The organism is Amycolatopsis sp. WGS_07 (assembly GCF_045278895.1).
GTDB lineage: Bacteria > Actinomycetota > Actinomycetes > Mycobacteriales > Pseudonocardiaceae > Amycolatopsis.
This window is the reverse complement of the sequence record NZ_CP136053.1, coordinates 5,459,765-5,479,016: the sequence shown is the minus strand read 5'-3', so window position 1 is coordinate 5,479,016 and position 19,252 is coordinate 5,459,765. Positions and strand designations below refer to the sequence as shown.

Here is a 19,252-nt window from a genome sequence, read left to right as displayed (position 1 = left end):
TGGAAGTGACCCGGCTCTCAGGGGTTGACAGCGGGGCTATATTCAACTCATCAGTTAATTAACCAAGTGATTGAGTACGCGATGCCCGCAGACCAGCTGAGCACCACGTTCGCCGCACTGGCCGATCCGACCCGGCGCGCGATCCTCGCCCGCCTCAGCCGCGGCGAGGCCACCGTCAACGAGCTGGCCGCGCCGTTCGAGGTGAGCCTGCAAGCGGTGTCGAAGCATCTGAAGGTGCTGGAACAGGCCGGGCTGATCAGCCGGGGCCGCACCAAGCAGTGGCGGCCTTGCCGCCTGCAAGCGGAACCGCTGGCCGAGGTCGCTGGCTGGGTCGCCGAGTACCGGCGGTTCTGGGAGTCCGGCTTCGACCGCTTGGACGAGCATCTGCGGCAGCTGCAGGAAGGGGCCGAATGAGCGAGCTGACCATCGTGCGAGTCTTCGACGCACCGCCGGAGCTGGTGTTCCAGGCCTGGACCGACCCGGCGCACCTCGCGAGCTGGTTCGGCCCGCACGGCTTCGTCGCGTCCGAAACCCGCACGGACCCGCGCCCCGGCGGTGCCTGGCACAGCCGGATCACCAGCCCCGAGCAGGGCATCGACCGACGGGTGTCCGGCGTCTACCGCGAGGTCTCGGCGCCTTCGCGGCTCGTGTTCACCTTCCGCTGGCAGCACCCGGAGGACGAGGTCGGCGAAACGCTCGTCACCATCGATTTCGCCGAGCTGGCAGGGAAAACCTCGATGACATTCCATCAGGCTCCGTTCCCGAACGAAGCCGAACGTGACGGACACAGCGACGGCTGGCAGTCCGGTTTCGAAGATCTCGACCGCATCCTGGAGGAACTGAAATGACTGTCGCACTCCCCCGTGTCGTCTCGCCGGAAGAATGGGCCAGCGCTCGGGAAGCCTTGCTGCGCAAGGAAAAAGAGCACACCCGCGCCGGCGACCGGCTGGCGGCCGAACGTCGCCGGATGCCCATGGTCCGCTTCGCGAAGCAGTACGCATTCACCACGCCCGACGGCTCGCAAAGCCTGCTGGACCTTTTCGAAGGCCGCCGCCAGTTGATCGTCTACCACTTCATGCTGGGCCCCGGCAACGAAGCGGGCTGCCCCGGCTGCTCGATGCTGGTCGACTCCATGGGCCACCCCGCCCACCTGCACGCCCGCGACGCGACCCTCAAGATCGTCGCCCCCGCCACGGCTCCGGAGATCGAACGCTACTGGAGCCGGATGGGCTGGACCCTCCCGTGGGCCTCGGCGCACGGCACGGATTTCCCGGCGGACTGCGGCATCGACGGCGGCTTCGGCGTGAGCGTCTTCCTCCGCGACGGCGACGACGTCTACCGCACCTACTTCACCGACGGCCGCGGCGGCGACCAGTTCGTTTCGACTCTGCGCTACCTGGACGTCACGCCCTTCGGACGGCAGGAAGCCTGGGAGGAAGAGTCGCACGGCACCGACGCCCCGAGCAGCTGGTGGCGCCGCCACGACGAGTACTGAAAAATTTCTCCGCGGACGATGTCCAGACGGCCATCCCGGCTCCGACCTCTTGGCGACCCGACCCGCACCACGAAAGCGAGCCCGTCATGGCCAACCTGGTCTACTTCGTCCACACGTCCCTGGACGGCTGCGTAGAAGGCCCCGCCGGAGAGTTCGACTGGCCCCAGATGGGCCCGGAACTGTCCGACTACGCGAACGACGTGTCCCAGCGCGCCGGAATGTTCGCCTACGGCCGCCGGGTGTGGGAGATGATGTCCAGCTACTGGCCGGACGTAGAGTCGATCTCGGACCACCCGCACGACCTGGCCTTCGCCCCGATCTGGCGGAAAAAGCCGAAACTGGTCTTCTCCCGCACCCTAGGCACCGCCGACTGGAACACCCAGATCGCCGCCGGCGACCTGTCCGAAGAAGTCGCCAAACACAAGTCCACGGCCCCCGGCGACATCCTGCTCATGGGCGGCCACACCCTAGCCGCAGAACTAAGCCGCCAAGGCCTCATCGACGAGTACCTAATCTGCGTCCACCCAGTAATCCTAGGCGGCGACAAACGCCCCTTCGCGGAGGACACCGACCGCATCGGGCTGCGCCTCACCGAGTCCCGCACCCTAGACGGCACAGTCGCCCTACTCCGCTACCGCACCACGCACTAATCCCTAAAACCCAGCCACAACCGCGGGATCGCGTCGGCGTCTGACCGAGCGGGGTGCCCGGCCCCCTGGGGCCCAGCACCCCGCTCGGTCAGACGCCGACTAAAGGCGATCCCGCGCGCGGCGGCGGAGCCGACGCCAAAAACACAGCCTGCCGCGCGGCCCCCGCCAACCCGACCCAGACTTACTGATGCGCCTTAGCAGCCCGCAAAGCGATCCACTGCCGCATCGCGTACTCAACGAGCGTGATCAGCGTCTGCTTCGTCGACTCCCGCTCCCGGGCGTCGCATCGCACGATCGGAATGCTCGAATCAATCGACAGCGCTTCCCGCACGTCGTTGATGTCGTGCTCGAGCACCCCGTCGAACGTATTGACCCCAACGATGTACGGCAGCCCGCGGTCCTCGAAGAAGTCGATCGGCGCGAACGAGTCCGCCAGCCGCCGCGTGTCGGCGAGCACGACCGCCCCGATGGCGCCGCGCACCAGGTCGTCCCACATGAACCAGAACCGCTGCTGGCCGGGAGTGCCGAACAGGTAGAGGATCAGGTCGGCGTCGAGGGAGACGCGGCCGAAGTCCATGGCGACCGTGGTGGTCGTCTTGTACGGGGTCTGGTCGAGGTTGTCGATGCCGCGGCTGGCGTCGGTCATCATCGCCTCGGTGGTGAGCGGAACGATTTCCGACACCGAACCCACGAAAGTCGTCTTGCCCGCTCCGAAGCCGCCCGCCACCACGATCTTCGCCGATGTCATGGTCGGGGGCGCGGTTTCCCGCGGTGCCTTAAAGCCGACGGAGTCCACTCAAAACCCTTTCCATCAACATCAAGTGTGCTTCGGCGCCGTCCTGGCCCGAGATCGTCCGGTGCACGGTGACGAGACCGGCGTCGGCCGCGTCGCTGATCAGCACCCGCGCCACCCCCAGCGGCACCGACAGCACCGCGGCGATCTCCGCCACCGAACGCGGGGTCCGGCACGCTTCCATGATCGAGATGCTCTCGATCTGTTCCGCCGCCGCCTGCGGGAAGCCTCCCGCGGCGACATGGTCCTTCGTGGAGATCAGGGTCTCCAGTTCGAGCGCGTAGTTCGCCCGGGTGCGCCCGCCGGTGAGAGCGTACGGGCGCACGATCGACGTCTCCTCGGCCGGGTCCACCCGTTCGTGGCGCTCGGGCCGGGCGATCGCCGACGGCATCGAGAACTCGCCGCTCGGCGGTCCGGGGTCGAAGAGCCCGCCTGGTCTGGGGCCGTCGGAGTCCGTACTGCCCGGTGGAGAGACGAGAGAGGTCACACCATCTCCTTGGTCGGCCGGCGGCACGGGTGCCGCCGGCGGGTCCGCTGCCGCGTGCGCTCCCGCGGCGGGCGGCGCTGAGGACTGGGATTCCTTCGTTTCTTTGCCGCTCTTCTTCCGTTTTCTGCGCGAGCGGCCCGAATCAAGGCTGAACCCGTTGAGGACGTCGGCGAACGTGCCGTCGTCCCCGGCGGCGGGCTCGTCCCCGCGCGGGGGCTCGCCGCCGGCACCGGGCTCTTCGCCGAACAATCCGGACCCCTGGCTCATCGCGCCATCATCCCACCGGTTCGCCGATCAGCGAGCCCCCGGCGCCCTGCAGCTGCGCGCGCAGCTCGGGGGTCAGGATCTGGCCGACGCGGTCGACGAGCATCGTCATCTCGTAGGCGACCTGCCCGATGTCGCAGTTGGGCGCGGCGAGGATCGCCAGGCACGAGCCGTCGCTGATGGACATCAGCACCATGATGCCGAGTTCCATCTCGACGACGGTCTCGCGCACCGAGCCCGCCTCGAAGCACCGGGCGGCGCCCTGGGTGAGGCTGACGAGCCCGGACGCCACGGCGGCCAGCTGGTCGGCGCGGTCGAGCGGCAGCCGGTTGGAGGCCGTCAGCAGGAGACCGTCGGCCGACACGACGACCGCGTGCGCGACGCCCGGGACGCGGTCGGCGAAGTCGTTCACCAGCCAGCCGAACTGGTTCTGCTGCGGCTGGGCCGCATTCGGCGAGGTCATTCACCCTCCAATGTTTCGTGGTTCGTCTCAGCGGCCTGCGCGGTGCGGTGCCTGCCGCGCTGGATCCCCTGCTGGAAACTGCTCAGGCGACCGCGCACGTCGTGCGCGTCGCGGGACGGACGGGGGCTCGCCGACCCGGCGGGCGGCGGTGCGCTGCCGGGAAGAAGCTGTTCTCCTCGACGGCGCCGGGGCAATCCTGCCGAAGTGAACGAAGCGGGCGTCGACTGGGACACCGACTGGACGGTCCGCCACCCCTCGTCGGAACCGAAGTTCCACTCGGCGGCGGCTTCGGCGGGCCCGGGCGAGGGGCTTGCCGAACCGTCCGAGCCGCTCGGCGCGGACGGGGTCTGCGGGGGCTGCGGGGCTGGGGCGTCCGCTCCGGCGGAGGACTGCCGCGACGGGGCCTGTCCCGGCACCAGCGGCTGTCCCCACAGCCCGGTCTTCACCGGAGCGGCGGTGTTGCCCGATGCCGCGGCTTGGCCCGGCGTTCCGGTCTGGCCCGGCACCGCGGTCTGGCCCGGAGTCGCGGACTGGGCTTGGGTCCCGGACTGGCCGGACGTCGCCGTCTGGCCTTGCGTCCCGGACTGGCCCGGCGTTCCGGTCTGGCCAGGGAGGTTCTGGCCCGGCACCCGGGTCTGGCCCAGTCCCCCGGCCAAGCCCTGCGCCGAAGCCGGAGCAGCCGGAGCCGGAGCCTGGTCCGCCACCGCGCTCTTCTCGGCCTGCTGGCCCGGCGCGGCGGCCGGCGGCTGCGCGGCGCTGCGCCACGTCGTCAACGGCGAAGCCTTGCCCGGCACCGGTTTCTCGGCGGGCGCACCCCACAGCGAGGTCTCCTGCGGCGCGGAAGCCTGCCCGTTCTCCGGAACAGCGCTGTCCGTCTGGTCCTTCGCCGCGGCCTGGCCGTTGGCCGAAGCCTGCGCCGCCTGCGACGCCGGGGTCTGACCGGTGCCGGAGACCGCCGCTTCGAGGCCGGCCACCGCGGCCGGGACCTGGTTCGGGTCGGACGGCGGGGCGGGCGGGAGGCTGCTCGCGCCCTTGCGGCGGGTCGGCAGGCTGTCCGGCTTCTCCGGCCGGACCGTGCGATCCGGTTGCGGCGCGGGCAGTTCCGTGCGCGCGGCCGGGGACTGGCGCGGCCATCCGCCGTCCGGGTCGAACGCCGGGGGCACGGCCGGGACGGGAGCCGTCTCGTCCGAGGACCCCGCGCCAGCGGGCCGTCCGCCGAACCCGGCGGGCGCGTCGGCCTGGCCCGGGGTGCGCTGCGGCATGCCGCCGGGACGGTTCTGGTCCGCGGGAGCGCCGAACGCCCCCGCGACCGTCTGCCGCCGCCGGGCTGCCTCGTCGTGTCCGCGGGGAAGCTCCGGCTCGGCGGCGCCGGGATCCGGAGTGCTGCCGGCGGTTTCCGGCTCGGCGGTCCCGCGAACCTCCTGACGGCCGCGGGTCACGCCGCGCTGGAAGCTGTTCAGCCTGCCCCGCACGTCCGCCGGGTCGCGGACCGGAAGGTCGCTGCCCTGCGTTTCGGCCGCGGGAGCCGTCGGCTCCGGCGTGGCGCTGCCCGGCATGAGCTGTTCGCCGCGGCGGCGCCGGGGAAGGCCCGACTTCGTGAACGCGGTCGGCTCCACCTGGGACAGTGCCTGCACCGTCCGCCAGTTTTCGTCGCTCGCGAAGTCCCAGTTGCGCTGCTGCTGGTCCTCGTCCGCCGCGGTCTTGTCCGAGGCGGCCGAAGCGTCCGAAGTGGACGGAGCGGCGGCGGGCGGCGGCTGCGCGGGCGAACGGAACCAGGCCGAGAGCATCTCGTCGAAGATCGGCGTGTTCTCGATCGTCGTCTCGGCCGCGGACGGCGGCGGCACCTCCGGCACCTGCTGTGCGGCCTGGTTCCACCAGTCGCTCAGCGTCGTGGCGTTGGCCGCCAAGAACAGGTCCTTGCCCGAGGGCAGTTCGCCGTCGCGCTCGTCGCGGGTCTCCGCGGCCGGTTCCGGCTCCGGCCGCGGCGGCGGGACGTCGACGATCTGCGGCAGCTTCGGCGCGGGCGGCGGCGGAGCGGGCGTGTCGTCGTCGCGCGGGATCGGGCTGAACAACGCGGTGCCGGACACTTCGAGGTCCGACGGCGGACGCGCGGCCTTGTCCCCGGAGAAACCGGCGAGGTCGCCCGCCGACGGCAACCGCTGCGTCTCCTCGGAGTTGCTGCCCTGCTGCGGGACGAGCCCCGGCACGGCCGATCCGTTGGCGGCCGGGCGCTGGCGGCGCGGCAGCCCGCCCGGCGCGGCGGGCGGCGCGGCGACGCTCGCCTTGGGGCCGGGCAGCGCCCCGGGCTCCGGCCGGTCGCCCGGAGCGGTGGCGAGCCCGGTCATCACCAGCTCCGGCGGCACGACCACGGTGGCCCGCACGCCGACGATGTCCTTGCCGCCGTGCAGCGAAACGCCGATGCGGTGGCGCCCGGCGAGGCGGCCGACCACGAACAGGCCCATCCGGCGCGAGGTCGCGAGGTCGACCGAGCCCGAGTCGGTGAGCCTGCCGTTGGCCTCCACCACCTCGTACTCGTTCATGCCGATGCCCTTGTCGAGGATGTCGACGTTGAGCGAACCGTCCTCGGCGAGCCGCGTCGCGACCGTCACCTGCGTTTCCGGCGCGGAGAACGCGGTCGCGTTGTCGAGCAGCTCCGCGATGAGCCGCTGGACGTCGCTCGCGGCGAACCCGACGATCTTCACCGCGGGCGGGTGCTGCACCGAAACCCGCTGGTACTGCTCGATTTCCGACACCGCGGCGCGCAGCACGTCGTGCGTGGCGACCGGCTGGCCGGACCGGCGGCCCGGCTCGGCTCCGGAGAGGACCATCAGGTTCTCGTTGTTGCGCCGCATCCGGGTGGCGAGGTGGTCAAGCTGGAACAGGGTGGCGAGCTGGTCGGCGTCTTCCTCGTCGCGCTCCAGCCGCTCGATCAGCTGCAGCTGCCGCTGCACGAGGCTCTGGCTGCGCCGCGACAGGTTGACGAACACGCTGGAGTAGCCGGCGCGCATGGCGGCCTGCTCGGTCGCCAGCCGCAGCGCCTGGCTGTGCACCTTCTCGAACGCCCGCGCGACCTCGCCGACCTCGTCCTGCACCTGGACCGGCACCGGCTCGACCTCGACGCTCTGCGCGCGGCCCTCCTGGATGTTGCGGACCGCCTCGGGCAGATCCTTCTCCGCGACGTCCAGCGCGCTGCGCCGCAGGACCTTCAGCGAGCGCAGCAGCTGGCGGGAGATGACGAACACGACCGCGGCCGCCGCGGCGAGCGCCGCGAACAGCAGCACTGCCAGCAGACCGGCGCTGCTGCCCGCGTCCTCCACGAGCGCGGACGACGCCGCGGTGAGGTCGGTGCTCATCCGGCCGGAGACCTCGGTCAGCTGCGCGACGACCGCGTTCGAGGCGTTGTTCCACTCCTGCGGCGAAATCCGCTTGAGCGCGTCGTCGGTCGAGACGCCCTGCCCGCCGAGCACGGTGCCGAGCATCCGCTTGCGGTCGTAGGAGGTGTCCGGCTTGAGCGTGCTCTCGAAGTCCTGGCGCTGCGGCGCGGTGGCGGCCGCGTTGAAGTCGGCGACGCGGTCGTCGAAACGCAGTTCCGCGTCGCGCACGTCGCTCAACTGCTGCGGGGTGAGCGTGCCCGCGGAGATGCCGTAGGCGACCAGCGACTGGGTGACCGACGCCTGTTCCTTCGCCGCTTCGAGGTCGTGCAGCGCGCTCGGGGTGCTGCCGAGCGCGTCGGCGCTCGCGCCCGCCGACACCGCGGTGTCGGCGCCGATCAGCGCGCTGGTGACGGCGTTGTAGTCGCCCACCGCCTCGGCCGCGTTCAGCAGGCCGGCCCCGACCTGCTGGCGGATCACCGCGATCTCGTTGACCTGCGCGGTCGCCGAGTTCACCGCGCCGGACACGCTCGAGCCGTCGGCCCCGACCCGGGCGGCCGCCTCGGTGAACGGCGCGACCGCCGCGTCGGTGGCCGCGCGGGCGGCCTTCAGTTCGGGGGTGACCCCCGAGGTGCCCGCGGTGAGCTGGGCGGCGGTCTGGGTGCGTTCGCGCTGCAGCCCGTCGGTGAGCGCGCGCAGCTGGGTGCTCAGCGCGACGAGCCGGTCGATCCGCTGGTAGTCGCTCGACCGCGAGACCTGGCCCGCGATGGCGGTGATGCCGAGGACGAGCGCGAGAACGATGGGGACGAGCGTGACCGCGGACAGCTTGACCGGAAGGCTCCAGTCCCGCCAGCGCAGCGCCGACCGCCAGCCCGACGACCAGCGCGACCGCTTGGGCGGGCGGCCGAGCAGCTTCTCCACAGGCACTTGGCCTTCTCCTGCAACGGTCACGAAAGTGACTCCCTGTCCGGCGTCGTGGCTGCCAGTCGGCGGTTCCCGCGGCTTCGCGCGCGGCCGGCGCGTCTCGCGCTCCCGGCCCGGCGCCCCGCGGTCCGCCTGCCCGCGCGGCCGACCGGCGGGCACGACGGGGCTGATCCGGCACCGGCCCGGTCGGCGATCGGCTTCCCGGGACTATGCACGTGCACGACGCAAGTTGCGGACTGCACGGCGGTGGTCGAGATCAACTTGTCTGCGCCTTATCGATCGCTGCGGGCGGCTGGGGCCAAAGAATCGTACACCAATCGCCGCCGACGTTATTGCGTTCCGCATCGGGGTGCTGACCAGGGAAAATAGTCGAAGTGCGCGGACTCGGCGCCCCGGATTCGACAACGATCGCCCGGCGCGGGAATTCCGGTTACCCGGCGCTCTCGCCCGCAGCGTCCGGCCGTCACCCGATTAGCCCACACAGCGTAAGCGACACCCTCGATGGGACTACGCTCCGTGCCCCCATCGGGTGGGCGCCCCGGAAGTTGAACCCGATGTTGTGGAGATGCAGCGACGCGCCGCTCGACCCGGTGATTTTTGCCAGCCTCCCTTCCCTGCCTGGGAATCCCCGCCCGGACGCGGACCTGCCCGCCGAAGCGGAGCGGCCGCCCCGCCCGGCGGCTACGACCGGTCACCGTATTGGATCTTGACCGGCCCGTCACTCCGCCATCTGCCGCAACCCGGACGGGGTCCGGCAACTCCCCGTGACATCGGTGCTCACTATTCCGAGTGATCAGCCCGTGATCTGCCCGGACGCCTCGTTTCGCGCTATTTCCCGGGCGAAAAGGAATTTCCGGTGCCCTTCCGAACCGGCTTTTTCCGCGTTCCGGCGGCGTCGTTACTATGGCCGCCTCCCAGTCCGCAAGGGCGATCCGGGCGCTTCTTCCCCACCCGCCCGCCGCCACCATCGCGCAAGTTGCCGGAGGCAGCCATGCACAACGTCGCGCGCTCTACCGGGCCGACCGCCGCGACCGAGGACACCGGCCAGATGCCCGCGCTGTTCGACCGCGAAGGAACCGCCACCGCCGCCGCCCCGCGCGGCAGGCGCCGCAAGCGCGGCCCGGACTACGAGCAGATCCAGCGCAGCCCCCAGTTCCGCGCGCTGCGCGGGCGGTTCCGCCGTTTCGTGTTCCCGATGAGCATCGGGTTCTTCGTCTGGTACCTCGTCTACGTCGTGCTCGCCGCGTACGCGGGCGACTTCATGAGCACGCCGGTCTTCGGCCTGGTCAACGTCGGCATGCTGTTCGGCCTCGGCCAGTTCGTCACCACCGCGGCGATCACCGCGCTGTACGTCCGCTTCGCCGACCGCGAGATGGACCCGCGCGCGGCCGAGATCCGCGCGCAGGCCGCCGTCACGGAAGGAACTCCTCAGTGACTACCGCTTCGCTCGCCGAAGGAGCTTCGGCGAGCAACCCGTTGATCAACACCGGGGTGTTCGCGCTGTTCGTCGCGATCACCCTGTACGTGGTGTACCGCGCGGGCAACCGCCGCTCGTCCACGTCGGGCTACTACACCGCCGACAGCGCCTTCACCGGACGGCAGAACGGCGTCGCGCTCTCCGGCGACTTCCTGTCCGCGGCGTCGTTCCTCGGCATCGCCGGCGCGATCGCGATCAACGGCTACGACGGCTTCCTCTACTCCATCGGCTTCCTCGTCGCGTGGCTGGTCGACCTGCTGCTGCTCGCGGAACTGCTGCGCAACACCGGCCGCTTCACCATGGGCGACGTGCTCAGCTTCCGGATGAAGCAGCGCCCGGTGCGCGCCGCGTCGGCCACCTCGACGCTGGTGATCTCCTTCTTCTACATGCTCGCGCAGATGGCGGGCGCGGGCGGCCTGGTCGCGCTGCTGCTGGACGTCCACTCGAAGTGGGGCCAGGCGGTCGTGATCACCGTGGTCGGGCTGGTGATGATCTCCTACGTGCTGCTCGGCGGCATGAAGGGCACCACCTGGGTGCAGATCATCAAGGCCACCATCCTGCTCACCGCGGCCTCGCTGATCACGGTGTTCCTGATGGGCAAGTACGGCTTCAACTTCTCGAGCCTGCTGCGCGCGGCCGCCGACCGCAGCCCGATGGGCAAGGACCTGCTCTCCCCCGGCGGTTCCTACGGCGCCAACGGGACCACGAAGCTCGATTTCGTGTCGCTGTCGCTGGCACTGGTGCTCGGCGTCGCTTCGCTGCCGCACGTGCTGATGCGCTTCTACACCGTGCCGAACGCCCGCGAAGCGCGCCGCTCGGTGGTGTGGGCGACCGCGTGCATGTTCGTCTTCTACCTGTGCACGCTGGTGATCGGCTTCGGCGCGGCGGCGATCGTCGGCCCGGAGGAGATCAAGGCCGCGCCCGGCGGCGAGAACTCGGCCGCGCCGCTGCTGGCCCTGCACGTGGGCGGGACGGTGCTGCTCGGCATCATCTCCGCGGTCGCGTTCGCGACGATCCTCGCCGTGGTGGCCGGGCTGACGCTGACCGCGTCCGCCTCGTTCGCGCACGACGTGTACGCGAATGTCGTGAAGCGCGGCAAGGCGGAGCCGGAGGAGGAGGTGCGGGTCGCCCGGCTGACCGCGGTCGTGATCGGCGTGCTCGCCATCCTCGGCGGCATCCTCGCCAACGGCCAGAACATCGCGTTCCTCGTGGCGCTCGCGCTCGCGGTGGCGGCGTCGGCGAACCTGTCGACCCTGCTGTACTCGCTGTTCTGGAAGCGGTTCAACACCACCGGCACGCTGTGGAGCATCTACGGCGGGCTCACCGCGTGCGTCGTGCTGGTGCTGTTCTCGCCGGTGGTGTCGGGCGCGGCGGACTCGATCTTCCCGAGCATCGACTTCCACTGGTTCCCGCTGAAGAACCCGGGTCTGGTGTCGATCCCGGTGTCGTTCCTGTGCGGCGCGATCGGCACCTTCGTCGGCCGGGCGAAGGGCGATCCGGCCAAGCACGCGGAGATGGAGGTCCGGTCGCTGACCGGGATCGGCTTCGGCTCCTGACCCCTGGCACGAAAAAACCGCGGCACCCGCTCGGGTGCCGCGGTTTTTTACTGCTCAGAAGATGTCGCGCCCGGCCTGCACGCGATGCGTCACCCGGCGCTCGACGACGAACGACACGAACGGGACGCATCCGGCCAGCAGCACCAGGACGGTGCTCTTGATCGACCAGCGGGCCTTGATCGCGAGGTCGATGGTGAGCACGAGGTAGATCATGTAGAGCACGCCGTGGATCGGCGAGTACACCGCGGCGGGCGTGGCGTTGCCGAAGCCGTACTCGATGATCATGGTGACGCAGAGGGCAAGCAGGCCGACGCCGGTCACGTACGCGCTGGCGCGGAACCGGGTCAGCGAGCCGGACACCTTCGCCTGTCGCGTCGGGGCGGCACCGTCGGTGCTGGTCGTCATGGGAGCGTCCTCACTTCCGCGGGCGTTCAGGACTGCTGGTCGCGGGCGTTCAGCTCGCGCAGGTAGCGGTTGTAGGCGGCGAGTTCGTCGTCCTCTTCGGCGGGAGCCGCGGCCGGTCGCGGGGCGGGCACGCGCACCGGAGCCGGGGCCGCCGGGGTCTGTTCGCCCTGCTCGGCGGCTTCCTCTTCGCGTTCGCGCAGCTTCTTGATGCGCCAGAACATGAACGCCGGGAAGAGCCCGAAAAGCGGCCATTGCAGCACGTAGCCGAGGTTCTGGAAGGTGCCGGTGGCGGACGTGAACCGGTCCCACTGCCACCAGGCCAGCCCGCAGCACAGCGCCAGGCTCACGACGCTCGTCGCGACGATCATGAGCCGGCGCCCGAGCGGAGAGGCGGCCGGGCCGGGATGTGCGGGCACGGTATCGACGCTAGCACTGGCCTGGGCGAGCGTTGCTGAGAGGCGGCGAGGCCGTGACCGGCGCCCCACCCCGCGCCCGCCGCCGGATCCGCCTCGCACCCGTCCCGCGCTCGCCGCCTGATCCACCCCGCGCTCGCCGCACTCCCGCCCCGCACCCGCCGCCTAATCCGCCCTGCACCCGCCCCGCGCTCGCCGCCGAATCCGCCGTGCGCTCGCTCCCCGCGCAACCGCCGCCAGCCCTCTTGCTCCACAGCTCAGCCCCGGCACCCGACTCGGCCCAAACGCCCCAATGCCACTTTGGGTGCGTCCCACGCAACCAACGCCACATTGGGTGCGTGACATGCACCGAACGCCACATTGGGTGCGTCAGATGCACCCAATGTGGCGTTGGGGGTTTCTCCGCAGTGCTGTGTGCGGTGCCAGCCGAGGCGAGACGGGCCGCGCGGCTCCGCAGAGGTCCGTGAAGGACTCCTTGAGGGAACCGGATTCCCTCAAGGAGTCCTTCACGGACATCGAGTACGGGAGCGAGGTACGAAGCGGAGCGGAGGCCGGAAGCGTCAGCCTGCCTGGACCTTTTGGGCGGCCTTGGCGTAGCCGTCGGCCAGGCCGAAGACCTTCTGCGCGTACTCGGTCGAGTTGTTGTACGACAGGATCCCCGACCACCAGCCCGCCGGGCTCGCCATGTCGCGGCCGCCCGCGCACAGGTAGCGGGCCGCGGTGAGGGCGGCGTCGTCGATCTGCTGCGGGTCGGCGCGGCCGTCGCCGGTGGCGTCGGACGCCCATTTCCGCCAGGTGCCCGGGATGAACTGCATGGGGCCGACCGCGCGGTCGGCGACCGGGTCGCCGTCGAGCTGGCCGCCGTCGGTGTCGCTGATCGCGCGGACCCCGGAGGAGCCGTCGAGCGGGACGCCGATGATCGGCTTCGACGGGCGGCCGTCCGCGCCGAGGACCGCGCCGCCGTACTGGCCGTGGTTGGACTCGATGCGGCCGATGCCGGCGAGCGTCGCCCAGGAGATGTGGCAGCCGCGGTCGACCTCGCGCATCGCGAGTTCCGCGTTGCCGTACGCGCGCACCGCCCGCGCCGGGATGCCGGTGACCGGCGCGACCTTGTCCGCCCAGCCCTGCAGCGGGTCGCCGCCGCTCGGGCGGGCCGATTGCGGCGCGGTGCCCTGGTCGGCGGCCCCGCCCGCGACGACGGCGTTGACCGGCGCGATCGACCCGGGTTTGACGTCGACCGCCTTGACGCTCAGCGCCGGGATGTCCGTCGTGGTCGGGCTGGCTTCCGGGGCGGCCGCCCTGGTGACGATCCAGATCCCGCCGCCCGCGACCGCGAGCACCGCGACGACGACGGCGATCCGCACCGCGAGCGCGGCGCCGTGGCCGCGGCGGGCGGGCGAGGGGTCGGCGGCGGGAGCCGCGGTCTCGTCCCCGGTCCGCGCGGTGTCGGGGGTCTGTCCGGTGGCGGGCACGAAACTCCGGTCCTCCAGCATGGCTTGGGGTTCGCAACACACAACGAGCCCGCGCAGGTTAGCGTTACGCACGCATCGCCATGGTCCCCGCCACGCCGGTTCACCCGGCCGGGTAGTCCGGTTCCGTCAGGCGGACGGTTCGGGCGGTACAAAGCGCAGTTTGCCGAGGGAACGCTCGCCGGCGAGCCATTCGTCTTGCTCGTGGTCGCGGACGAGGTCGCCGAGCCGGTGCCGCAGGTCCGGGTCCAGCAAGCGCACGCCGCGATGGAAGTCCTCGAGATCCTGCGCGGCGGCGACGAGAGTGATCAGCTGCAGCACCTGGCCGCTGTTGTCTCGCGGGAGGGCAAGCAGATCGGCGGCCGCCGTGATCGTGCCGGAGACGAGGTCGCCCGGCGGGAATCGTGCCAAAGCGCTGTAGGCCGCTTCGTGCGCGCCGCCGTGATCGTCCTCGGCTCGCAGCGACGCGATCAGCGTGTGGACCACCGCGGGTCCTTCGTCGCCGTCGACCAGATCGGCCAGCTCCATGTAGCGCTCGGCGTCGAAATCGGCGTCGCACACGCTCAGCAGCTCGCGCCGCCACGCCACCAGTTCGGCAATCGGCATTTCGGTCTCCCCCTGTCCGCCGCCGAACATTAGCGGCTGCGCGCGGGGAGAGACCCCGAATCCGCCGTGTTGCCTGGCCGAACGCACCGGCCAGGCAACACAGCTGTCAAGCGGGCTTCTGCTGTCGCGCCAGCCGCGCGACGCACCACGCCGGCGCGCTGCCGCGGCGGAGGTGCTGCAAGACCGTCATCGGGCCGAGGCGGCGGGCGAGGTCGGACGGCGCGAGGCCGGCCGCCCGGTAGTCGAGTGCCCGCTGGTCCAGCGGGCTGATGCCGGCGTCCCACCACTGCTGGGCTTCGGCGACGTCGCCGACCATCTGCCACCAGCCGGCGGCGGCCACGAGCAGTTCCTCCGGGACCTCCGGCAGCCGGGCGCGCATCGCGTCGAGGTAGCCGGGGTCGGCGGCCTCGACCGGGGCCCAGCGGGCCGGTCCGGACCGGGCGCGCTGGCCGGGAATGCCGGGCGGAGCGGCCGGCGCGTCGGCCAGCCAGGCCGAGGCGATGCGGTCGACCTCCTGCTCCTCGGGGGTCTTCTCGCGCTCGGCCGACCACTGCCGGATCAACGCGTCCACTCCGGGATCTCCGGTCATCCCTGCCTCCTCATCGGTCCCCGACGGGCAGGCATTCGACTACCTGCCCCGTTGCGCGTCCACGACTGGCACCCCACGCGCGACCGGGCGGAACACCCGCCGTGACCCGGTTCCCGGGGGACCGGAGAACCGGCTGATCACGCAATGTGAGCACCGTAGGGCGGCACCCGCTTTCTCCGCCATACCCCGGACCCCGGAAATTCCGTGACCAGGCGGTTTCACGGGCCAATCCACCCGGATGGTCGAGCGAAGTGCCCGAATCCCGGGATCCGGTGACGATGCGTGACTGGTTGCCCGGACGGGTGCGCGGCGGCGGCCCGGCGGGGGAAGAAAGGCCGGGTCAGGCGAAGAGGCTCTTGAAGAAGGTGACGATCGCTTCGGCGCCGTCCTTGAGCCAGCCGAGCACGCGGTGCACGAAGTCCGCGGAGTTGGTGGGCTGCGTGATCAGGAAGAACAGCACGAGCGCGACCACTCCGACGACGACGATCTTCTTCAGGCCGCTCGACATGGTTTCGTCCCCCTCCGCTCCCCCGGCCCCCGGTCGGACGCCGGCCCCGCCTCGGCAGAGTCGGCTCCCACTGTAGTGACGACGCGGCGGAATGGCCCGTCGCAGGCCCGGATCCAGCCAGAAAGCTCACGACGGGGTGACGCGGATCACCATCGGGTGATCAAGTCCGGACGGCGCCCCGGTACGCTCCGGCGATGGACGAAGGCGCGGTGACTCTTCGCCCGGTGCGGGAGTCCGATCTCGGGCTGCTGGAGGCGCTGACCAACGACCCGGAGACGGTCGGCGAACACCAGTGGTTCGGCTGGCACGACCCCGGGTACCTCCAGCGGCTCTGGCGCGAAAACGGCATGCTGACCACCGACAACGGCATGCTGATCCCGACGCTCGCCGAACGGCCGCTCGGGCTCGTGTCGTGGCATCGCACGCGGACCGGCCCGCACACCTACTGCTGGAACATCGGCATGGTCCTGCTGCCGGAGGCGCGCGGGCACGGCCTCGGCGCGCAGGCGCAGCGGCAGCTCGCGCGCTACCTGTTCGCGCACACGCAGTTCAACCGCGTCGAGGCCAGCACGGAGGTCGGCAACCGGGCCGGGCAGCGGTCGCTGGAGAAGGCCGGGTTCACCCGCGAGGGGATCCTGCGCGGGTTCGACTTCCGGGACGGCGAGTGGCGGGACCACGTCCTCTACGCGATGGTCCGGTCCGACTTGTGAGCGGTGCCCTTCACAAGACCGCGCCCGCCTCCCGCAGCGCCGCGACCCCGGCGTCGTCGTAACCCAGCTCCGCCAGCACTTCCGCGGTGTCCGCGCCCTTCTCGTGCGGCGCTTCCGGGGTGGCGGCCGGCGTCCGGTCGAAGCGCGGGGCCGGCGCGGGCTGCACCGTGCCGCCGATCTCGACGAACGTTCCGCGCGCCGCGTTCTGCGGGTGTCCGGCGGCCTCCCACGGCGACAGCACCGCGGTGAGGCACGCGTCGGTGCCTTCCGCCCGCGCGACCAGTTCGTCGCGGGTGAACCGGCCGACCGCGTCCGCCAGGATCTTGCGCAGCCGCGGCCACTGGCTCTGGTCGACGTGCATCGGCAGGTCCTCGTTCTCCAGCCCGAGCACCTTGACGAGGTCGGCCCAGAACCGCATCTCGATCGCGCCGATGGCGACGTACTTGCCGTCCGCCGTCTCGTAGGTGTCGTAGAACGGTGCGCCGCCGTCGAGGAGGTTCTCGCCGCGCTCCCCCGGCCAGACACCCGCCGCGCGCATCCCGTGCAGGCTCGTGGTGAGCAGCGCCGCGCCTTCGACCATCGACGCGTCCACGACCTGACCGCGCCCGGACGTCGTGCGCTCGTGCAGCGCGGCCAGCACACCCATCGCGAGCATCAGGCCGCCCCCGCCGAAGTCGCCGACCAGGTTGAGCGGCGGCACCGGGCGTTCGCCCGCCCGGCCGATCGGATCGAGCGCGCCGGCGACGCCGATGTAGTTGATGTCGTGCCCGGCCGCCGAGGCGAGCGGGCCGTCCTGGCCCCAGCCGGTCATCCGGCCGTACACGAGCCGCGGGTTGCGCGCGTGCACCTGTTCCGGGCCGATGCCCATCCGCTCCGCGACGCCCGGCCGGAAGCCTTCGATCAGCACGTCGGCGCGGTCGGCCAGCTTCAGCACCAGTTCGACGCCCTCGGGCGTTTTCGTGTTCACGCCGACCGAGCGCCGGCCGCGGGCGAGCGGGTCGTTCGGAATGCCGAGCACGTCGGCGCCCGGGGTGGCGCGGTCGACGCGGATCACGTCGGCGCCGAGGTCGGCCAGGATCATGCAGGCGAACGGAGCGGGCGCGAGCCCGGCCAGCTCCACCACCCGCAGCCCGGCGAGCGGACCTTGTTTCACGGGAAGTCCTTTCGCGGCAAGGGGTTTCAGAGCGTGCGGGAGATGATTTCCTTCATGATCTCGCTGGTGCCGCCGAAGATCCGCGAGATCCGCACGTCGGCCCAGGCCCGCGCGATCGGGTACTCGGTCATGTAGCCGTAGCCGCCGAAGAGCTGCAGGCAGTCGTCGACCACCTTGTTGACCCGTTCGGTGGTCCACAGTTTCGCCATCGCCGCGCCCTGCACGTCGAGTTCGCCGCGCAGATGCCGTTCGATGCATTGGTCGAGGAACGCGCGCGACACCGCGGCTTCCGTCGCCGCCTCGGCGAGCTTGAACTTCGTGTTCTGGAAGTTGAAGATCGGGCGGCCGAACGCCGTGCGTTCCTTGGTGTAGTCGATGGTCAGGTTCACCGCGGCTTCCAAGCCGGCCACCGCGGTCACCGCGATGATCAGCCGTTCCTGCGGCAGCTGCAGCATCAGCTGGATGAAGCCCTGGCCCTCCGCGTCGCCGAGCAGGTTGGCGGCGGGCACGCGGACGTCGTCGAAGAACAGCTCGGCGGTGTCCTGGCCCTTGAGCCCGACCTTGTCGAGCACGCGGCCGCGGCGGAAGCCCGGGGTGTCGGTCTCGACCACGATCAGCGACACGCCCTGCGCGCCGGCGTCCGGGTCGGTCTTGCACGCGACCACGACGAGGTCGGAGTGGAAACCGTTGGTGATGAACGTTTTCGCGCCGTTGATCACGTAGTGGTCGCCGTCGCGGACCGCGCGGGTCTTGATGTTCTGCAGGTCTGAACCAGTGCCCGGTTCGGTCATCGCGACCGCGCCGACCAGTTCGCCGGTGGCCATCTTCGGCAGCCACTCACGCTTCTTCTCCTCCGACGCGTACGCCAGCAAGTAATGCGCGACGATTCCACTGTGGACGGTTACGCCCCACGCGCTGTCCCCGGCGCGCGCCTGCTCCTCGTACAGCACGGCCTCGTGCGCGAACGTGCCGCCGCCCCCGCCGTACTCCTCCGGGATCGACAGGCACAGCAGGCCGAGTTCGCCCGCCTTGGTCCAGATCTCCCGGTCGAGCTTCTTCTCCGCCGCCCAGCGCTCCTGGTTCGGCACGAATTCCTTCTGCAGGAACGACCGGGCCAGCTCCCGGAGGTCTTCGAGTTCGGTGGTGCTCCACGAGCTTTTCTGGGTCTGCAACGGCACGGCTACGCCTCCCGCGAACTGGAAAACATGACGCTTGGCAGGTAAGTTCTAGCCGGAATGTACATCCCATCCGTCCGGTAGGTAAAGCAGGAGCCGCGATGACCGAGGTCGCCCGGGGACACCGCACCCAGGCCGAACGCCGCGAGCAGACGCGCACCGCCCTGCTGGACGCGACGATCGACTGCCTGGTCGAGATCGGGTATTCGCGCGCGTCGGTGCAGGAGATCTGCACCCGCGCGGGCGTCTCGAAGGGCGCGGTGCAGCACTACTTCGCCACGAAGGCCGAGCTGATGGCGGCCGCGGTCGAGCACCTCACCACGAAGCTGCGCACCCAGCTCGCCGCCTCGCTCGGCTCGCTGCCCGGCGGCGCGTCCGGCGTCGCGGCGGCGATCGACCTGCTGTGGGAGGGCTACTCGGGCACGCTGTCCACCGCGGTCACCGAGCTGTGGGTGGCCGCGCGCACCGATCCGGAGCTGCGCGCGGCGATCCGGCCGGTGGACCGCGCGCTGGGCCGGGCAACGCTGGAGCACATCAGCGAGGTCGCCGGCGACCTGCCGAAAGAGCGCGCGGAGATGCTGTTCTGGCTCACCGTGAACCTCACCCGGGGCCTCGCTCTCGACGCCGAACTGGGCGGCGACCCGCGTCGGCGCCGTCAGCTGCTGGAGGAGTGGAAGCGGATCGCCGTGCTGCTGTATTCGGGCGACTAGTGTCCATACCGCCGGTATGGTGTACTCGTCGGTA

Annotated in this window: 20 protein-coding genes; 8 read left to right on the top strand and 12 right to left on the bottom strand. The window is 71.1% G+C overall.

Annotated elements, in window-relative coordinates:
* Positions 1-81: 81 nt before the first annotated feature.
* From RPX00_RS25945 to RPX00_RS25930, 4 genes are all read left to right on the top strand, one after another.
* A complete protein-coding gene (locus RPX00_RS25945) occupies positions 82-414 on the top strand; it encodes an ArsR/SmtB family transcription factor (protein ID WP_406629197.1) in 333 nt (110 codons plus the stop codon).
* Complete coding sequence (locus tag RPX00_RS25940) at positions 411-848, top strand: SRPBCC domain-containing protein (RefSeq protein WP_406629196.1); 438 nt, start codon at positions 411-413, stop codon at positions 846-848. Before RPX00_RS25945 ends, RPX00_RS25940 begins: the two co-directional genes overlap by 4 nt.
* Positions 845-1,495 (top strand): DUF899 domain-containing protein, encoded by a 651-nt coding sequence (locus RPX00_RS25935; RefSeq protein WP_406629195.1) that lies wholly within the window; start codon positions 845-847, stop codon positions 1,493-1,495. Before RPX00_RS25940 ends, RPX00_RS25935 begins: the two co-directional genes overlap by 4 nt.
* A gap of 86 nt (positions 1,496-1,581) precedes the next feature.
* Complete coding sequence (locus tag RPX00_RS25930) at positions 1,582-2,145, top strand: dihydrofolate reductase family protein (RefSeq protein ID WP_406629194.1); 564 nt, start codon at positions 1,582-1,584, stop codon at positions 2,143-2,145.
* A 181-nt stretch (positions 2,146-2,326) separates the two neighbouring features.
* Here the strand turns inward: RPX00_RS25930 and RPX00_RS25925 are convergent, their stop codons facing one another.
* Genes RPX00_RS25925 through RPX00_RS25910 form a run of 4 tightly spaced genes read right to left on the bottom strand, consistent with a single transcriptional unit; the run spans position 2,327 to position 8,474 of the window.
* Entirely contained in the window at positions 2,327-2,941 is a 615-nt protein-coding gene (locus RPX00_RS25925) for an ATP/GTP-binding protein (protein ID WP_093574469.1), read from the bottom strand.
* On the bottom strand, positions 2,922-3,692 hold the full coding sequence (locus tag RPX00_RS25920; RefSeq protein WP_406629193.1) for a DUF742 domain-containing protein: 771 nt from the start codon (positions 3,690-3,692) through the stop codon (positions 2,922-2,924). The genes RPX00_RS25925 and RPX00_RS25920 overlap by 20 nt, the downstream gene beginning before the upstream one ends.
* Positions 3,693-3,699: 7 nt before the next feature.
* Positions 3,700-4,152 carry a roadblock/LC7 domain-containing protein gene (locus RPX00_RS25915; protein ID WP_037809909.1) on the bottom strand — a complete coding sequence of 151 codons (453 nt, stop codon included), beginning with the start codon at positions 4,150-4,152 and terminating at the stop codon, positions 3,700-3,702.
* Positions 4,149-8,474, bottom strand: coding sequence for a nitrate- and nitrite sensing domain-containing protein (locus tag RPX00_RS25910; RefSeq protein ID WP_406629192.1), 4,326 nt, complete (start codon positions 8,472-8,474; stop codon positions 4,149-4,151). Before RPX00_RS25910 ends, RPX00_RS25915 begins: the two co-directional genes overlap by 4 nt.
* A gap of 964 nt (positions 8,475-9,438) precedes the next feature.
* On the opposite strand from RPX00_RS25910, the gene RPX00_RS25905 reads away from it, so the two are divergent.
* Complete coding sequence (locus RPX00_RS25905) at positions 9,439-9,882, top strand: DUF485 domain-containing protein (protein WP_406629191.1); 444 nt, start codon at positions 9,439-9,441, stop codon at positions 9,880-9,882.
* The gene (locus RPX00_RS25900; protein ID WP_406629190.1) at positions 9,879-11,480 is read left to right on the top strand and encodes a cation acetate symporter; all 1,602 of its coding nucleotides are present in this window, start codon (positions 9,879-9,881) and stop codon (positions 11,478-11,480) included. Before RPX00_RS25905 ends, RPX00_RS25900 begins: the two co-directional genes overlap by 4 nt.
* Before the next feature lie 54 nt (positions 11,481-11,534).
* On the opposite strand, the gene RPX00_RS25895 is transcribed toward RPX00_RS25900, so the two are convergent.
* The 6 genes from RPX00_RS25895 to RPX00_RS25870 all read right to left on the bottom strand — a co-directional run bounded on the left by RPX00_RS25895 (position 11,535) and on the right by RPX00_RS25870 (position 15,470).
* The gene (locus RPX00_RS25895) at positions 11,535-11,885 is read right to left on the bottom strand and encodes a DUF3817 domain-containing protein (RefSeq protein ID WP_406629189.1); all 351 of its coding nucleotides are present in this window, start codon (positions 11,883-11,885) and stop codon (positions 11,535-11,537) included.
* A gap of 26 nt (positions 11,886-11,911) precedes the next feature.
* Entirely contained in the window at positions 11,912-12,253 is a 342-nt protein-coding gene (locus tag RPX00_RS25890; RefSeq protein ID WP_406643086.1) for a hypothetical protein, read from the bottom strand.
* Positions 12,254-12,858: 605 nt separating this feature from the next.
* Entirely contained in the window at positions 12,859-13,791 is a 933-nt protein-coding gene (locus tag RPX00_RS25885) for a lytic transglycosylase domain-containing protein (protein ID WP_406629188.1), read from the bottom strand.
* A gap of 105 nt (positions 13,792-13,896) precedes the next feature.
* Positions 13,897-14,373 carry a hypothetical protein gene (locus RPX00_RS25880; RefSeq protein ID WP_406629187.1) on the bottom strand — a complete coding sequence of 159 codons (477 nt, stop codon included), beginning with the start codon at positions 14,371-14,373 and terminating at the stop codon, positions 13,897-13,899.
* Between the two features lie 106 nt (positions 14,374-14,479).
* Positions 14,480-14,962: a hypothetical protein gene (locus RPX00_RS25875; RefSeq protein WP_037713183.1), complete on the bottom strand. Its 483-nt coding sequence runs from the start codon at positions 14,960-14,962 to the stop codon at positions 14,480-14,482.
* 340 nt (positions 14,963-15,302) lie between these two features.
* Positions 15,303-15,470, bottom strand: a complete 168-nt coding sequence (locus tag RPX00_RS25870) for a hypothetical protein (protein ID WP_406629186.1) — start codon at positions 15,468-15,470, stop codon at positions 15,303-15,305.
* A gap of 194 nt (positions 15,471-15,664) precedes the next feature.
* On the opposite strand from RPX00_RS25870, the gene RPX00_RS25865 reads away from it, so the two are divergent.
* A complete protein-coding gene (locus RPX00_RS25865; RefSeq protein WP_406629185.1) occupies positions 15,665-16,180 on the top strand; it encodes a GNAT family N-acetyltransferase in 516 nt (171 codons plus the stop codon).
* Between the two features lie 10 nt (positions 16,181-16,190).
* Here the strand turns inward: RPX00_RS25865 and RPX00_RS25860 are convergent, their stop codons facing one another.
* Together RPX00_RS25860 and RPX00_RS25855 are read right to left on the bottom strand one after the other, a co-directional pair.
* Positions 16,191-17,333 (bottom strand): CaiB/BaiF CoA transferase family protein, encoded by a 1,143-nt coding sequence (locus RPX00_RS25860; RefSeq protein ID WP_406629184.1) that lies wholly within the window; start codon positions 17,331-17,333, stop codon positions 16,191-16,193.
* A 26-nt stretch (positions 17,334-17,359) separates the two neighbouring features.
* Complete coding sequence (locus RPX00_RS25855) at positions 17,360-18,511, bottom strand: acyl-CoA dehydrogenase family protein (protein ID WP_406629183.1); 1,152 nt, start codon at positions 18,509-18,511, stop codon at positions 17,360-17,362.
* A gap of 98 nt (positions 18,512-18,609) precedes the next feature.
* Here RPX00_RS25855 and RPX00_RS25850 point away from each other — a divergent pair, with 98 nt between their 5' ends.
* Entirely contained in the window at positions 18,610-19,218 is a 609-nt protein-coding gene (locus RPX00_RS25850) for a TetR/AcrR family transcriptional regulator (RefSeq protein ID WP_344267802.1), read from the top strand.
* Positions 19,219-19,252 lie beyond the last annotated feature (34 nt).

Excerpts from the sequence above, each read along its gene's own strand:
- RPX00_RS25915 (WP_037809909.1), bottom strand. The coding sequence starts at position 4,152 with ATGACCTCGCCGAATGCGGCCCAGCCGCAGCAGAACCAGTTCGGCTGG.
- RPX00_RS25865 (WP_406629185.1), top strand. The coding sequence starts at position 15,665 with ATGGACGAAGGCGCGGTGACTCTTCGCCCGGTGCGGGAGTCCGATCTC.
- RPX00_RS25930 (WP_406629194.1), top strand. The coding sequence starts at position 1,582 with ATGGCCAACCTGGTCTACTTCGTCCACACGTCCCTGGACGGCTGCGTA.
- RPX00_RS25905 (WP_406629191.1), top strand. The coding sequence starts at position 9,439 with ATGCACAACGTCGCGCGCTCTACCGGGCCGACCGCCGCGACCGAGGAC.
- RPX00_RS25870 (WP_406629186.1), bottom strand. The coding sequence starts at position 15,470 with ATGTCGAGCGGCCTGAAGAAGATCGTCGTCGTCGGAGTGGTCGCGCTC.
- RPX00_RS25875 (WP_037713183.1), bottom strand. The coding sequence starts at position 14,962 with ATGACCGGAGATCCCGGAGTGGACGCGTTGATCCGGCAGTGGTCGGCC.
- RPX00_RS25850 (WP_344267802.1), top strand. The coding sequence starts at position 18,610 with ATGACCGAGGTCGCCCGGGGACACCGCACCCAGGCCGAACGCCGCGAG.
- RPX00_RS25935 (WP_406629195.1), top strand. The coding sequence starts at position 845 with ATGACTGTCGCACTCCCCCGTGTCGTCTCGCCGGAAGAATGGGCCAGC.
- RPX00_RS25940 (WP_406629196.1), top strand. The coding sequence starts at position 411 with ATGAGCGAGCTGACCATCGTGCGAGTCTTCGACGCACCGCCGGAGCTG.
- RPX00_RS25895 (WP_406629189.1), bottom strand. The coding sequence starts at position 11,885 with ATGACGACCAGCACCGACGGTGCCGCCCCGACGCGACAGGCGAAGGTG.
- RPX00_RS25890 (WP_406643086.1), bottom strand. The coding sequence starts at position 12,253 with ATGATCGTCGCGACGAGCGTCGTGAGCCTGGCGCTGTGCTGCGGGCTG.
- RPX00_RS25920 (WP_406629193.1), bottom strand. The coding sequence starts at position 3,692 with ATGAGCCAGGGGTCCGGATTGTTCGGCGAAGAGCCCGGTGCCGGCGGC.
- RPX00_RS25885 (WP_406629188.1), bottom strand. The coding sequence starts at position 13,791 with ATGCTGGAGGACCGGAGTTTCGTGCCCGCCACCGGACAGACCCCCGAC.
- RPX00_RS25945 (WP_406629197.1), top strand. The coding sequence starts at position 82 with ATGCCCGCAGACCAGCTGAGCACCACGTTCGCCGCACTGGCCGATCCG.
- RPX00_RS25880 (WP_406629187.1), bottom strand. The coding sequence starts at position 14,373 with ATGCCGATTGCCGAACTGGTGGCGTGGCGGCGCGAGCTGCTGAGCGTG.